The organism is Bacillus sp. G402 (assembly GCF_051172515.1).
Classification (GTDB): Bacteria; Bacillota; Bacilli; order Bacillales; family Bacillaceae; genus Bacillus; species Bacillus altitudinis.
Map to the genome: position 1 here is coordinate 866,868 of NZ_JBPIZC010000002.1, position 16,010 is coordinate 882,877.

Sequence of the window (16,010 nt, forward strand, 5' to 3'; positions counted from 1 at the left end):
GTGATTGATTTGAAAGGAGATCTGTTTGTGGGATATATGTTGTTATTTTCGGTTGTGATCGGTCTTGTCTTGACCCTTTTGCTCACACCACTCAGGTTGATCGTTAGAAAGAAAGGGACCGAACAACAGGTGCCCCTTATGTGGATTGCAGGACTTGCCCTGCTGTTCATCATCGGGATTTTCGGCTTCTACTACATCACCAATTTAGACCGCAACCCATCATCACTGTGGCTCATTGGACTTGTTGTGACAGCAGCAGGTACCTTTTTATCAGTGGGATTGGAGCGGAAGATCAAGGGCGTTTTATTTCTCATATTATTGTTGCTCGGTGTTTATATGGCAACCGCTTTTCTATTCAATGCAAATGAGAAATTCGACGTGTCTAAGATGGATCAAAAAGTCGAAATCAAAGCGTTTGATGAGACAGAAACACCTGCGAGTGTACCACCGCAATTTGCTCGCAATAAGATGAAGAAATCGTTCGGACAGGTGCCAAACACGAGCTACTACGAGCTGGGCAGCTTGCAAATTCAGAAGGTCAATGGTGAGTATGTGTATATCGCACCCGTCGAGTTCTCCGATTTCTTTAAATGGATTCGTTCTGGTAGCACACCAGGTTACTTTACATTAAGTGCGACCGACTCATCTGCCAATCCAAAGTTTGTGAAAACCGAGATGGTCTATACGCCTTCTTCCTATTTCAATAAGGAAATTGAGCGGCATATCCGTCTTCAGTATCCAGATTTGATTTTCTATGGAGATACGCAGCTCGAGATCAATGATGATGGCAAGCCTTATTACATCCAAACATTTGGAGATTTCATCTCTGCACGAAACGGGTTTAAAGCTTCAGGTGTGGTTGTTGTGGATGCCAAAACGGGTGAAACGAAGAAATATTCCTTAGACAAAGTACCAGCCTTTATTGATGGCGCTGTTTCGCCAGAGGCCGTCAGTCTGCAAAATAGTTACTTCGGCAACTATGTTCATGGTTTCTGGAACAGTATGTTTGGAAAATCAGATGTGAAACTGCCTTCAGACGAGGGAACGGAAGCCAATGTAAGTCCAGTGTTTGATTCAAAAGGGGATATGTATTACTTCACAGATTTCACCAGTCCAAAAGAGGGCGTTGATTCCATGCTCGGGTATGCACTGACAAATGCCCGAACAGGAAAAGCTACGTATTATACGGGTAATCTTGAAGAATCCTACATGGATTCACAGGGAGCTTTGCAAATTATTGAGAAACGATTTATCGAGAAGAAATGGAAGGGCCGCATGCCGATTCTTTATAATTTCTACGGGGAAGCCAGCTGGCTTACACCTGTTCTCGATTCAAACGGGTTCCTGCAAAACTACTTTATTGTTTCGGCAGCCAATCCTGAGATCGCCGCATACGCTTCTACACCAAATGAAGCACTAAGAGCCTATAAAACAGCTCTTCAAAAAGGCGGTGGTACCGTCAATAGTTCATCAAAGCAAGAAAAGAAAGAGTCAACAGGTAAAGTGAAAAGGGTGTATAAGGAAAAGACCGGTGATTATACAACCGTCACCTTCTTACTAGACGATGGGAAAAACTACACCATGTCATCTGAAAAAGAGCCTCTTATTATTTATTTAAAAGAAGGCGATCAAGTCACCATGAAGTACACAGATACAGGTGAGATTTTCCTACCAGTTGACCTGCTTAAGATCAAAGAACTATAAACAGAATCGCTTATTAAAATAATCCGGTGCTAACACTCTAGCCCGGATTTTTATTATCTGCTTTTAATAAACTTTTAAATTTCAATCGCATTATGAAGTGAAAAGGCCAACCTAAAGGTTTGAAAGATAAAAATATTACCATCGGTATAGAAAAAAGAATATATAACTTTAGCCAATGTTGTTGAGAGATGGACACTAACCACTCGGTGAAATGAAAATGATGTAATATATATATGAAAGGCATATGTAGAATATATATTTGTAAGGTTCTCTGCCCAATTATAGTGAAAATTGTTTTCGACTTAGAGACAATAAACAAGCACGCTGTTGATAATATAACGGCTAAAAGATAAAAAACCATACGGTAAAAACCACCGTATATAGGTTGTTTTAAAACTTCATAAGAATTGCGTCCGGTTAAGAAACCCCTAAATTGATATATATATTCAATATTAAAAAACACAAATAAAAAAGAGATTATTAAAACCATCAGAGATAAAATTCTCAGCTTTTGCGAAGAAAGAAAAGTTACGAATTTATTCTGGTCTATGTAATAACCCAGTAGGAAAAACGGGAAAAATACAATAACTCTTGATAAAACTAAATAATCACCAACAAATGAGTCATATCCAATTAAAATTCCTGATAACACTGATAATAATACTAAAAATAAAGGTTTAATTTGTTTTAACACATAGGTTAAAATAATCCAAATAGACATAGCAAGTAAATACCATGGGGCATCAATCTCGTTGAATGTATTAAATCTTGTTTCTTCAACGGAAAATACATATTTAAAAAGAGCATACATGATCACTTCAAATAATAAATATAGCAAAAAATACGATATTACTTTTTCAACTTTAAATCTGCCACCATTAATAGTCGTTTTAATGAAATAACCTGATAAAAATATAAATAGCGGCATATGAAATATATAAATAAAAAAATATATAAATTTCATATTTGTAGAAGTATACACATAAAAATCTGCCAGATGACCTATTACTACTAAAGTAATAAGTAGTGCCTTTACATTATCTAGTTTATAATCTCTATTACGTATCAATTAACTAATCTCCTATATACTATAATTTCAATGATCCTTGCTTACTTTCAACATCTCCATCTAAAATGTTAGTTCACTCGCGTGTTCTCCTCCTTCAACAACTCAACAAGCAATTCCTTATTCTTATTCCCACCTGTCATCGGGGATTCGACATAGGAAAATGTCCGTTTAAAGTCCATTCCCCTCACAGAAATGACAGCCAATTCTCCGCCAATGCTGCCCCGCTGGAGCACATATTTAGATAAAACAGACAGCCCCATTCCATGAATGACAGCTTCTTTAATCGCTTGATTACTGCTAAATGTCACAAAGGTCCGCGCTTTCAGTCCATTTGATTTCAGGACGTGCTGTAAGTATTCTCCTGTCCCAGATCCCTCTTCTCTTGTGATCCATGTTTCATTTTGCAATTGATCAATGGTGACATCCTTTTTCTTTGCAAACGGATGGTCTAATGGGGCAACGATATACAGTTCATCCTCTAGGAACGTTTCTACAGAGAGTTCTTTGTCATTGGTTTGTCCTTCGATCAGTCCGATGTCGACATGGAACAACCGAACATGTCTAGCGATCGCCTCTGTATTATCAATGACTACCTCAATATCAACATGCGGATAGAGCTGATGAAATTGTGCCAAAATTTGCGGCAGCACATACTCCCCAATGGTAAAACTCGCTCCAATCGTGAGCTTCCCTCGTGCCAGATGATGATGCTCATAAATATCCTGCTTCGCCTGTTCATATAAACGAATGATTTGTTTTGATCGATGGTACAGCATATCCCCTGTTGGCGTCACCGTTAATTGCTTTGGCGAACGATTGAGCAGAACCGTCTGAAATTCCTGCTCCAAGTTCTTAATGTGAAGACTGACACTCGGTTGAGAAATCCGTAGCTTCTGAGCTGCTTTAGTAAAGTTTTTCTCTTCCACAACTGTCACAAATGTCTTCAGTGCATCATAATACATCTGTCCCTCTCCTATCAGAAATCTTAATCCTACATCTTCAATACATATATCTTACTAATTCCTTTCGAGATCGTAAAGAACAGTCTAAACGCAATCAATTTAATAAAAATATTTACTAATTTTTTTAAAGACTCTATACTGAAAGGAGATATTTTCTATAGGAGGTGCTGACTTGGCAGCTAAAATAAAGGACATTGCGGAAAAAGCCGGATTATCCATCGCTACCGTGTCTCGCGTATTGAACCAAGATCCCAACCTATCTGTTACAGATCAAACACGTGAGAGAGTATACGCGGCAGCAGAAGCTTTGTCCTATCAAAAAAAGACATTCAAACATTCACTAAAAAAAATTGCCTTTCTCTATTGGATGACCGAAAAAGAAGAGCTTGAAGATATTTATTTTAAATCCATTCGTCTAGGCATCGAGGAACTCACCAATACCCGAAGCTTAAATGTTACCGCTTACAACCCATCTGATGGTCTTCATTCTATTGATCCTTCTACAGAAGGCATCATCGCCATCGGTCGATTTAAAAAAACTGAGCTGGATCAATTATATGCGATCACAAAACATATCGTCTTTATTGATACATCACCAGATGAAGACCGCTTTGATTCTGTAAAACCAAACCTGAAACGAATTGTAGAAAAGATTATTGATTCTTTTATCGAAAAACAGCACACATCCATCGGATTTATTGGCGGGACAGATCTTGATCTCAATACAAATAGACGTATTCCAGATATTCGTGAAACGACCTTCCGCCAGTACATGACAGCACACAACAAACTGGATGAACAATTGGTCTATATCGGTCACCACTTCTCTGTAGATGAAGGCTATTCATTGATGATGAAGGCGATCGACGAGCTCGGTGATCACCTGCCAACCGCTTTTTGTGTCGCAAGTGATCCTCTTGCGATAGGCTGTTTACAAGCATTAAATGAACGCGGTTTTTCTTTACCAAATCGAGTGAGTGTCTTTAGTATCAACGATATTCACGTCTCTCAATATGTGTCACCACCGCTCACAACTTATCACATCCATACCTCTTTACTTTGCGAAACAGCTGTCGATTTACTTTTAGAAAGACTTGTTGATGGCAGAACATTACCAAAAACCGTGCTGATTGCCTCAGAACCTGTCTTTCGGAAAAGCACGATATAAACAGCTGGAAGGCCTGCCGTATATGGTGGGCTTCTTTTCTCTTTATTTCAGTAAAAAATTTTACTTAATAAATTTAATAAAATGTGTTTACTTTTTTTACTCAAGTTGATATTCTCACATTAAGAAAGCGTTTTCTTATCATCTGTGAAAAAAGAACGAGAGGGGATTACGAATGAAAAAGGGAAAATGGGCGACATTATCGGCAGTCGTTGGTACTGCTGTGCTTCTGCTGTCAGCATGCGGACCAGGAGATGACAATTCAAGCGGTACACAGCCGGCATCTACAGGTACAAAGACCTTGCTAGTGTGGGAGGATGTCAAAAAGTCTGATGGGATTCAAGACGCTGTCAAAGAATTTGAAAAACAAAACGACGTGAAAGTCAAAGTAGTCGAAAAAGCATATGCCGACCAAATTGAAGCGCTTCGTCTTGATGGCGCAGCCGGCACTGGTCCAGATGTCATCACCATGCCTCACGACCAAATTGGATCAGCTGTCACAGAGGGATTGTTACAAGAAATCAAACCAGATCAAAAAGTAATCAATTCCTTCACAGACGAATCGATTCAATCACAAACGATAGATGGTAAGCTGTATGGCCTGCCAAAATCCGTTGAAACCACTGTGCTTTTCTATAACAAAGACCTTGTGAAAAAGGCACCAACGACACTCGATGGCTGGTATGACCTTTCGAAAAAGCTGACAAAGGACGGGAAATACGGTTTTGTTGCGAAGTGGGATGAAATTTATTACGCACAAAGTGTATTAGGCGGTTCAGGCGGCTATATTTTCAAACAGAAAAACGATGGGTCTTATGACGTCAATGATATTGGTCTTAATAACGATGGTGCCATTGAAGGCGGAAAATACATTCAGACATTCTTTAGCGAAGGACTTTTCCCGAAAGGCATCATTGGTGAGCAAGGAATCAATGTCCTCAATTCCTTATTCACTGAGAAAAAGGCAGCGGCTGTGATTTCTGGTCCATGGTCATTTGGTCCTTATAAAGAAGCGGGTATCGACTATGGCGTGACGGAACTGCCAACACTCCCTAACGGAAAACATATGAGCTCGTTCTTAGGTGTAAAGAGCTACAACGTCTCCTCTTATTCTAAAAATAAAGAACTTGCCGAGAAATTTGTTGAGTTTATCACGAACGAAAAAAATTCGAAAAAGCGCTTTGAAGTCACAGAGGAAATTCCACCAGTGAAAAAGCTGATGAAAGACCCAGTCATTACTGAAAACGCTAATGCGGATGCTGTTTCAAAGCAAACGAAATATGCCACGCTGACACCGAACAATCCAGAGATGGCAGAGGTGTGGAAACCGATTGACAGCGCATTAGGGCTGATTGCGACTGGCCGTACCGATGTGAAAAAGGCATTTGATGATGCGGTTAAACAAATCGACTCGCAAATTAAAGCGAATCACTCCAAATAAACATCAAGCGCAGGTAGCTGTTCATCTATCATGCTGCCTGCACTTGATCTAATTTCATATGAAGTAGGTGTTAAACGTGACGGGTAACCTTGAACTAGACCGCACACACATAGTGGAATCAAAGACACACCGGAGACGGGCGCTAATGTTCTCTCTTATACCCGGGATGGGGCAAATATACAACAAACAGTATGGCAAAGGGGCACTCTTTTTCCTGTTTGGCGTTTCTTTTCTAGTAGTGTTTTATGATTTATTCAATATTGGCTTCTGGGGGCTGTTCACACTTGGTACGATGCTGCCTCGTGACAACTCTGTTTTCCTTTTAGCAAAAGGAATTATTGCACTTTTAACAGCTGGATTTGGCATCGGTTTTTATGTACTCATGATACGAGATGCATTTATGAACGGAAAGAAACGTGATCAAGGGGTTCCGCTTCATTCCATCCGTGCTCAATACCATCAGCTCATCGACCAAGGCTTTCCTTACTTAATGAGCACTCCTGCTTTCTTTTTACTTCTATTCTCTGTTGTCTTTCCTATTATGTTCAGCTTTGCGCTGGCCTTTACAAACTATGATTTATACCACTCGCCTCCTGCCAATCTCATTGATTGGGTAGGCATCAAAAACTTTCAAAATATCTTTTCAATCGATATTTGGAGAGACACATTCATTGATGTACTAGGCTGGACGGTCGTATGGACGTTGGCTGCATCGACCCTTCAATGTGCTGTCGGCATTTTCCTAGCGGTTCTGCTCAATCAAAAAGATTTAAAAGGAAAACGGTTTTTCAGAACGATTTTGATTCTGCCGTGGGCTGTTCCAGGATTTGTGACCATTTTGGTGTTTGCAGGATTGTTTAACGACACGTTTGGTGCGATCAACAATACCCTTTTTGCATCGATTGGAATTGATCCAAAACCATGGTTGACTGATCCATTTTGGAGCAAAATCGCTCTTATTGCGATGCAGACTTGGCTTGGTTTTCCTTTTGTGTTCATTATGACAACCGGCGTTTTACAGGCCATTCCTGAAGATTTATACGAGGCTGCAACCATTGATGGGGCAAATTTCTTTCAGAAATTCCGTTCCATTACATTACCGCTTGTCCTCTATTCAATTGCACCTATATTAATCACGCAATATACGTTTAACTTTAACAACTTTAATATCATCTATTTATTTAATGGCGGGGGGCCACCTGTTGCTGGATCTACAGCGGGGGGCACAGACATCTTGGTGTCTTGGATTTACAAACTGACGATGCAGTCTTCTCAATATGCACTCGCTGCCGCTGTTACAATCTTACTGTCAATCTTCGTCATTGCCATTGCACTTTGGCAGTTTAAGAGAACGAATTCATTTAAAGAGGAGGACATGATGTGATATGGGATCAAAACAAAATAAGCTCATTCGCCTGAGTATCACTTATTTCATCCTTTTCATTGCCTCCGTTTGTATTCTATATCCACTCCTTTGGACGATCGGCGCTTCCTTTAATCCTGGGAACAGCCTGATGAGCACAAGCATGTTTCCGAAGAACCCAACGTTCAGCCACTTTACAGAACTCTTCTTCGGTCAGGGAGCACTTTATGCAAAATGGTATTGGAACTCAATGAAAATCAGTATTGCGACTATGCTCTTAACGTTGATCCTTGTCAGCTTTACAGGTTATGCCTTTTCCAGGTTCCGATTCAAAGGACGCAAGAATGGACTGATGCTCTTTTTGCTGCTGCAAATGATTCCTCAATTTTCAGCGCTGATTGCCATTTTTGTATTGGCACAAATGCTTGGACTCATTAACAGCCACCTCGCATTGATTTTGATTTATGCAGGCGGACAAATTCCGATGAATACGTATTTAATGAAAGGTTATCTTGATGCGATTCCAAAGGATCTCGATGAATCAGCCAGAATGGATGGCGCAGGGCATTTCAGGATTTTCATCCAAATTATTATGCCGCTTGCCAAGCCGATTTTAGCCGTTGTTGCCATCAACTCATTTACAGGACCGCTCGGTGATTTCATCATCTCCAGTGTCATTGTCCGTTCACCCGAAATGTATACGCTCCCAATTGGTCTATACAATCTTGTATCAGACAAAATGGGTGCCAGCTACACGACCTTTGCAGCCGGGGCTTTACTCATTGCGATTCCAGTTGCTTTATTGTTTCTTGTTTTACAAAAACAATTTGTATCCGGCCTCACACAAGGCGGGACAAAAGGATAAGGGGAGATTTGATGAAGAAATGGTTACTCGTCACTGTTGTCGTTTTCTTTCTGATGGGGTTAGGTATTCTGCCTGAAGCAAAGGCTGATACGATTTCGGTGAAACCGATCAATGGATTGCAAGGTGATTTCATCAAAGGAGCCGATATCTCCATGCTCGCAGAAGTGGAGCGAAGCGGCGGCAAATACTACAACCAAAACTGGCAGCAGGTTGATCCGCTCAAGCTATTAAAAGAGAAAGGTGTCAACTATGTGCGCATCAGACTCTGGAACCATCCATACGACAACCAAGGCCGTGCCTATAACGGGGGGACAAACGATTTAAATACCGCCATTGCTCTATCGAAACGTGCAAAAGCACAAAACATGAAAGTGCTGCTTGATTTTCACTACAGTGATTTCTGGACCGATCCCGGTAAACAGTTCAAACCGAAAGCTTGGACCAATCTCTCCCAAAGCGATTTAGAAAAAGCGGTTGGCACTTACACAAACGATGTGCTCAAAGCGATGAAAGCACAAAACGCCCTGCCAAATATGGTACAGGTCGGGAATGAATTGAATTCAGGTATGCTTTGGCCCAACGGAAAGAGCTGGGGTGAAGGCGGCGGTGAATTTGACCGGCTCGCTGCTTTGCTAAAAGCGGGAACAAATGCTGTCCGCTCTGTCGATTCAAACATCAAAGTCATGCTTCATCTTGCACATGGAGGGGACAATGGTGCATCTCGCTGGTGGTTTGATGAAATCACCAAACGAGGCGTTTCGTTCGATACAATCGGTTTATCCTACTACCCGTATTGGGACGGCGGATTTAGCGGTCTTACTAACAATATGAATGATATTAGCGCCCGCTATAACAAAGATGTCATCGTGGTAGAAACCGCCTACGGCTTTACAACAGCAAATGGTGACAACCTCGATAACTCATTTAACCAAGATTCAGTCAATACGGCCGGTTATCCAGCATCACCACAAGGGCAGGCATCTTTTATACGAGATCTATCAGAAAAAATTTCACAAGTAAAAAACAATCGCGGGAAAGGGTTCTTTTATTGGGAGCCGCTTTGGATTCCAGCAAAAGGTGCTCCGTGGTCTAGTCAATACGGGCTCGCTTATATTCAAACAACCGGGACAGTCGGGAATGCTTGGGAAAATCAGGCCATGTTCGATTTCAACGGAAAAGCCCTGCCTTCTCTTGATGTATTTAAACAAATGACACCGTAATTAAACAGATAGGACGTGACAAAATGGGAAAGCGTTACCCACTCGTCCACCCAAATGTGAAAGGCTTTTTGCATGGTGGCGACTATAATCCTGATCAATGGCTCCATATGCCGGAGATCATTGACGAAGATTTTCGATTAATGAAGCTTGCACACTGTCAAACATTCTCTATCAATATTTTCGCTTGGAGCAAGCTCGAGCCAAAAGAAGGGGAATATGATTTTGCCTGGCTGGATGATATCATGGACCGCTTGGCAGCGCAGGGAGCTCACGCCATTCTCGCCACGCCAAGCGGAGCAAGACCTGCTTGGCTCTCGCAAACATATCCAGAAGTCTTACGCGTTGAAGCAAACCGCCAGCGCAACTTACACGGACTTCGCCATAATCATTGCTTCACCTCACCGGTTTATCGAGAAAAAACGAATACACTCAATCGTTTGCTCGCTGAACGCTACAAGGATCATCCAGCGCTGATCATGTGGCACATTTCAAATGAATACGGCGGTGAATGTCATTGTGATCTTTGCCAAGAAGCATTTAGAGACTATTTGAAAGACAAATACAACCATGACCTTGAAGCTTTGAATCAAGCATGGTGGACGGGATTTTGGAGCCACACCTTTACCGATTGGTCGCAAATCGAGTCACCAGCACCTCACGGGGAGCATATGATTCACGGCATGAACCTAGATTGGAAGCGTTTTGTCACAGCGCAAACGATCAATTTTTATCAAAATGAGATTGAACCGCTGAGAGAATTAACACCTCATGTGCCAGTAACCACCAATTTTATGGGCGACTATCCGCATATGCGTCCATTCCTTGGACTGGATTATCATCAATTTGCAAAAGAAGTCGACGTGATCTCATGGGATAGCTATCCAGCATGGCATAGCGGCAGAGAAACCACTGCAGAATTAGCGTCAAACGTCGCCTTCGTTCACGATTTGTATCGTTCATTAAAGGGCGGTCAGCCGTTTCTTGTGATGGAAAGCACACCAAGCCTCGTGAACTGGCATGAAGTGAATAAGGTGAAGCATAAAGGAATGGCACACCTCTCTGCCATGCAGGCGATTGCCCACGGGTCCGACTCCGTCCTTTATTTCCAGTGGAGACAAGGTCGAGGCGCCTCTGAAAAATTCCACGGCGCTGTTGTGGATCATTCAGGACATGAACACACGCGTGTGTTTCAAGAAGTCGCTGATTTAGGAAAACAGCTGGAGCAGCTTCAGCCGATTGCGGGTACATCCGTTCAACCAGAAGTCGCCATCATATATGATTGGGAAAACCATTGGGCAATTGATGATGCGCAAGGCTTAAATAATACCAACAAACGCTATGTAGAGGCTTGCCAAACTCATTATCGAAGCTTCTGGAAAAAGGGCATCCCTGTTGATATTGTCGGGATGGAAAAGGATTTCTCATCCTATCGAGTGCTTGTTGGACCAATGCTCTACATGATCAAACCAGGCGTGGCAGAAAAGATCGAAGCATTTGTCAAAGAGGGCGGCATTTTTGTGGCAACATACTGGAGCGGCATGGTCGATGAAAACGACCTCTGTTTCCTTGGTGGTTTCCCCGGTCCTCTCCGCCATGTACTTGGTGTTTGGGCAGAGGAAATCAACACATTGATGCCAGATGAACACGTTTTAATGACCACAGGAAATGGACGCACTTATCATGTCGGGCAATATTGCGAGTCCATTCATCCTGAAACAGCCTCTGTGTTAGGGCATTTTGAGAATGGCTGCTATGAAGGACAGCCCGCCCTTACTGTCCGTCCATTTGGCAAAGGGAAAGCATACTATATGGCTTCTGAAAATGAGCAGGCGTTTTATGATGATTTTTACGAAGACCTTATCACAGGAATAGGCATACAACCGATCCTATCCTCTTCGATTCCAGAGGGCGTCAGTGTCCAGAAACGAACAGATGGATCGCAGGACTTTGTGTTTATGATGAATTTTACAGAACAGCAACAGAACATTTCACTAGATTCAACGGAAAGCTATGAAAATATGCTGACTGGACAGCATACATCTCAACAGTTACAACTGAATCCTTACGAATACGTTATTTTGAAAAAATAGCGTGAAAGAAGCGTCCATCCAAAGGGCGCTTTTTACTTTTAAGTGAATCTAAATACCTATAAAATCTCTTCCGGTAGTAGATTACCAATAGAATCATTATTTTTTATCTAAATTTTTTGACATATTGAACACCGCGCCACGATTGGATTCACCATCCTTTTTTACCATTGTATAGGTATGAAAGCGGTTGCCTAATACTCATATTTTTGATACTCTTTTTTTCAATGCAGATGTGGGACTGCATTGGTATAAAAACAAACAAATGTAAACGGTTTATTGTAGGGGGAGGGGCTTATGTTAACGTTTGTTGGATTGTTGATTATTTTAACGATTGTTGTTTTGCTGATTTGGGGGAAAGCGAGTCCAATTGTCGCCATGGTCATGGTGCCTTTAATAGGGGCGCTCATCGCGGGATTTGGTATCAATGACATTCAAACTTTCTTTGAACAAGGGATTATCAAAGTATTGCCAGTGGCGACCATGTTTATCTTCGCCATTTTATTTTTTGGCATTTTACAAGATACAGGGTTCTTTGAACCTGTAATTAAAGCATTAATCAAGCTGACAAAAGGAAATGTTGTCACAGTTGCGATGGGAACTGCCTTGATTGGGGTCATCGCACACTTAGACGGAGCAGGCGCTACCACCTTTTTATTAACTGTACCTGCACTGCTTCCGCTTTATAAAAAATTACATATGAGTCCTTATTTATTGCTTTTGTTAATCGGGACAAGTGCTGGATTAACCAATATGATTCCATGGGCTGGCCCCACAGGACGGGCAGCAAGTGTTCTAAATATGGACCCATCTGAACTGTGGGTACCGCTTATTCCCATTCAGCTGATCGGGGTCGTGCTCGTATTAGGAATGGCATTCATTTTAGGAAAAAGAGAAGAAAAACGAATTCGGGTGAAAATCGCCGCAAATGAAGTAGCCGCTGTCCAATTAGAAGGCGCCGATTGGGATCGTGCCATTCAATCGATCAGCGAAACAGGCGATGCGTCTTTAAAGCGTTATCACTTAATGTGGGTCAACCTCATTCTATTTTTAGCTGTTGTTGTCCTTCTTGTGCTGAACGTGATTCCTGCTAGCTATATGTTTATGATTGGTCTTTCACTAGCACTTCTGATTAACTTTCCAAATGTGAATTTACAAATGGAGCGAATAAAGGCACATGCCCCAAGTGCACTAATGATGGCAGCTGTAATTTTCTCCGCAGGTTCTTTTTTAGGAATTCTTGAAGGAACGGGCATGCTGAAGGCGATTGCAGTGGACAGTATTCACATTTTGCCAGCTTTCTTACTGCCATTTTTACATATCATTGTAGGGATATTTGGGGTTCCGCTTGATATGCTGACAAGTACGGATGCTTATTATTATGCACTTCTGCCGATTGTCGAATCGATTACATCAGAGGTTGGTGTGTCAGGGACATCTGCGGCATACGCCATGATGATTGGAAATATCATCGGCACCTTTGTCAGCCCCCTTGCACCTGCTGTATGGCTCGCCATCGGTCTTGCAGGGGTCGATATGGGGAAACATATCCGCTACTCCTTCTTTTGGATGTGGGGGTTCAGTATCGTTTTACTCATCATCGCCAAACTGATTGGCATCATATAAAAAGAAAGACATGCGCAAACCAGCGCATGTCTTTTTCTTTGAATTATGAAGGATATTCACTTGTGTGAATGTCTGTTTTCGGTTTTCTAATTAGTGACATCAATCCAACGATTAGCAACAAGATCATCGGAACGAAAGCAAGACCAACAGTTCCAATTAAAAGAGTCACAGCCGAAACCAAGAAAAGAATACCAGAAAGCACGGCACGGCGGTCTGTTTTCAAAACAATCACACCAACAAGGGCTAAGACAGCCGCAATTGCGGAAACAACCATAAACTGAACGCCAAAGGCATGAACCGATGCCTCAAGTGTTTCAACTGGCAAGGCGCTGCCTTCCTCTTGTAAAATTTCATTCATTTCTTCATAAAATGCTGGGTCCACAGAGAGCATCAATGCCCCAAAACCAACACCAATTACGTTGAGGACAATACTGATAATCCCCATAATTTTTTCACCTTTACGCTTAATCATTGATAGAAACCTCCTAAAAAGTTAAATTAACCTGTTTTTACTTCTCGCTTTTGGAAGACGATTAAAGCAACCGCCAAGAAGATAGCCCAATAAATGACTAGGACCGTTAGTGAGAAACCTAGGGACATGTCTTCGATAAAAGTAGGTGTTTCTGCGAAATACTGTGCAGGATCGTTGGCAAACAATAAATATTTCGCCCAATCAAAGAAGAACATCAAAATGCTTGTGATGGATGCTCCCACAACATAGGCTAATACACTAATCGCTATGGAAATGGCCTCACTTCTAAACACCGTTGAGATGGCAAAAGAAAGTGTCCCTAATACAACAAACATAGCACAATGCGCCAAATAATAAGAGACCATATTTGCAAACTGAGACCGTTCAATGACTTCACCATTTTGATAAGCCAAATACACATAATCATTGTTTAGTCCAAAGAATATCGCACCTAAGATAAAGGATAAGATAAATAGGACAGCGATCAAGAAAAGTGAATATAGTTGAACGGTAAAGTATTTAGACAAAAGAACCTTCAACCTGGATGGTGGACGAATCAATAATAATTTAATTGTACCATGCTTATATTCAGCCGAGACAATTGTGGCTGCAATAATAATCACAAATACACCGACCAGCTGAAGCAAATTAGCATTTGTTTCCACATAAGTCCATGCATTTTTACCGAATTGATCGGCTGGAGGTAAATCATGTTTGATTCGATACTCATTGATCGCTATTTCGGTTTCAAGGGATCTCTTATAAAAGCTTATATTATCCTCTTTCAATTCTTGCTTCTTTGCTTTATTGATTTCTTGCAACTCAGTTTTCCAATCACCGGATGCTTGATCTCCGTCATTTGTCTTAACAGCAAAAATCAACGTCGCAATCATACCTAAAACAAGAAGCCCCACCATAATCCAAGTACCCACACGATAACTGATTTTCATCCACTCGTTTTGAATGAGGCGAATCATACGTCTGCCTCCTTTTTACCTGTTAAGCTTAAGAACTTATCTTCTAAGGTTTGTTTTTCTATTTTGATTTCGTACAAATGAATAGAAGCCTCGCTCAAATGACGAATCAATTGTGGCATTTTCTCTTCTAGGATGGAGAAGAATAAGTACTGCTCCTCTTCTCTAACTGTGATGCCTTCCTCAAATGCTTTAATGAGCTTTTGAGTTTCTTCTAGCTCACTTGATGCTACTTTCATACGATAGTTGACCAAATCATCCTGCTTCGTTTCTGCACGCTGATCCTCAATCGCAATCAGCTTTCCTTTTTGGATAATGGCGAAACGATCACACATCAATTCCATTTCTGACATGAGGTGACTTGAAACAATGACAGCAAGCCCTTCTTCCTTTGCCAGCCTTCTCAAGTAATCTCGTATCATACGAATTCCCTCTGGATCTAGTCCATTGGTCGGCTCATCTAAGATTAGCAGTTTCGGTTTATGTATCAATGCCTGAGCAATCCCCAAACGCTGCTTCATTCCTAATGAAAACGTACGGACACGCTTATGTTTCACATGCTGCAAACTAACTAGTTCTAGCAGTTCATCAATTCGACCTTCATCCACTTTTCCATTCATTCTGGCAAAATGAACAAGGTTTTGTCTCGCCGTTAAATGATTATACATTTCTGGATTTTCAATAATTGCACCGACATCTTGGATGGCATGCTGATATGAGGTTTGAATACTATGACCATTAATCAGAATGTCACCAGATGTAATGGGAGAAAGACCGACCATCATGCGAATGGTTGTCGTTTTTCCTGCGCCATTCGGCCCTAAGAAGCCAAAGACTTCGCCCGCTTGGACAGAGAAACTCAAGTCTTGAACAATCTTTTTCCCGCGAATATGCCTAGATACATTTTGCAGTTCTAAAACGTTCGTCACGTTACCTCTCCTTCTTTGTCTAAGTATCATCTATCATCTATTTCCTGATAAACACCATGATCCGTCAAAAATAGAAGAACACTTCCATATGGTACAGCAATGCCCAAAAGTTGTGAAGGGGATTAGGCAAAAT

General features: G+C 41.4%; 13 protein-coding genes. 8 read left to right on the top strand and 5 right to left on the bottom strand.

The genetic code is table 11. The features are described from left to right. Window positions 1-27: 27 nt before the first annotated feature. The gene (locus tag ACSBQP_RS13040; RefSeq protein WP_435028473.1) at window positions 28-1,704 is read left to right on the top strand and encodes a hypothetical protein; all 1,677 of its coding nucleotides are present in this window, start codon (window positions 28-30) and stop codon (window positions 1,702-1,704) included. Window positions 1,705-1,741: 37 nt separating this feature from the next. Here the strand turns inward: ACSBQP_RS13040 and ACSBQP_RS13045 are convergent, their stop codons facing one another. Together ACSBQP_RS13045 and ACSBQP_RS13050 are read right to left on the bottom strand one after the other, a co-directional pair. Then, a complete protein-coding gene (locus ACSBQP_RS13045; RefSeq protein ID WP_148779877.1) occupies window positions 1,742-2,773 on the bottom strand; it encodes an acyltransferase family protein in 1,032 nt (343 codons plus the stop codon). A gap of 68 nt (window positions 2,774-2,841) precedes the next feature. Then, the gene (locus ACSBQP_RS13050; protein ID WP_148779878.1) at window positions 2,842-3,735 is read right to left on the bottom strand and encodes a LysR family transcriptional regulator; all 894 of its coding nucleotides are present in this window, start codon (window positions 3,733-3,735) and stop codon (window positions 2,842-2,844) included. A gap of 172 nt (window positions 3,736-3,907) precedes the next feature. Here ACSBQP_RS13050 and ACSBQP_RS13055 point away from each other — a divergent pair, with 172 nt between their 5' ends. The 7 genes from ACSBQP_RS13055 (at window position 3,908) to ACSBQP_RS13085 (ending at window position 13,502) form a co-directional block, all read left to right on the top strand. Further along, on the top strand, window positions 3,908-4,903 hold the full coding sequence (locus ACSBQP_RS13055; RefSeq protein WP_060781579.1) for a LacI family DNA-binding transcriptional regulator: 996 nt from the start codon (window positions 3,908-3,910) through the stop codon (window positions 4,901-4,903). 172 nt (window positions 4,904-5,075) lie between these two features. Continuing rightward, complete coding sequence (locus ACSBQP_RS13060; RefSeq protein ID WP_435028475.1) at window positions 5,076-6,341, top strand: extracellular solute-binding protein; 1,266 nt, start codon at window positions 5,076-5,078, stop codon at window positions 6,339-6,341. A 145-nt stretch (window positions 6,342-6,486) separates the two neighbouring features. Beyond that, complete coding sequence (locus ACSBQP_RS13065) at window positions 6,487-7,725, top strand: carbohydrate ABC transporter permease (RefSeq protein WP_007497272.1); 1,239 nt, start codon at window positions 6,487-6,489, stop codon at window positions 7,723-7,725. A gap of 1 nt (window position 7,726) precedes the next feature. Beyond that, entirely contained in the window at window positions 7,727-8,569 is an 843-nt protein-coding gene (locus ACSBQP_RS13070) for a sugar ABC transporter permease (RefSeq protein ID WP_007497274.1), read from the top strand. Between the two features lie 11 nt (window positions 8,570-8,580). Then, window positions 8,581-9,789 carry a glycoside hydrolase family 53 protein gene (locus tag ACSBQP_RS13075; protein WP_025208263.1) on the top strand — a complete coding sequence of 403 codons (1,209 nt, stop codon included), beginning with the start codon at window positions 8,581-8,583 and terminating at the stop codon, window positions 9,787-9,789. Between the two features lie 23 nt (window positions 9,790-9,812). Further along, the gene (locus ACSBQP_RS13080) at window positions 9,813-11,879 is read left to right on the top strand and encodes a beta-galactosidase (protein ID WP_435028476.1); all 2,067 of its coding nucleotides are present in this window, start codon (window positions 9,813-9,815) and stop codon (window positions 11,877-11,879) included. A gap of 294 nt (window positions 11,880-12,173) precedes the next feature. After that, a complete protein-coding gene (locus ACSBQP_RS13085; RefSeq protein WP_035390026.1) occupies window positions 12,174-13,502 on the top strand; it encodes a CitMHS family transporter in 1,329 nt (442 codons plus the stop codon). 43 nt (window positions 13,503-13,545) lie between these two features. Here the strand turns inward: ACSBQP_RS13085 and ACSBQP_RS13090 are convergent, their stop codons facing one another. The 3 genes from ACSBQP_RS13090 to ACSBQP_RS13100 are packed head-to-tail and all read right to left on the bottom strand — an operon-like array spanning window position 13,546 to window position 15,877. Next, on the bottom strand, window positions 13,546-13,974 hold the full coding sequence (locus ACSBQP_RS13090; RefSeq protein ID WP_007497283.1) for a DUF4064 domain-containing protein: 429 nt from the start codon (window positions 13,972-13,974) through the stop codon (window positions 13,546-13,548). Between the two features lie 26 nt (window positions 13,975-14,000). Continuing rightward, on the bottom strand, window positions 14,001-14,951 hold the full coding sequence (locus ACSBQP_RS13095; protein WP_035390029.1) for an ABC transporter permease subunit: 951 nt from the start codon (window positions 14,949-14,951) through the stop codon (window positions 14,001-14,003). Continuing rightward, window positions 14,948-15,877 (bottom strand): ABC transporter ATP-binding protein, encoded by a 930-nt coding sequence (locus ACSBQP_RS13100; protein WP_081038934.1) that lies wholly within the window; start codon window positions 15,875-15,877, stop codon window positions 14,948-14,950. The genes ACSBQP_RS13095 and ACSBQP_RS13100 overlap by 4 nt, the downstream gene beginning before the upstream one ends. Window positions 15,878-16,010 lie beyond the last annotated feature (133 nt).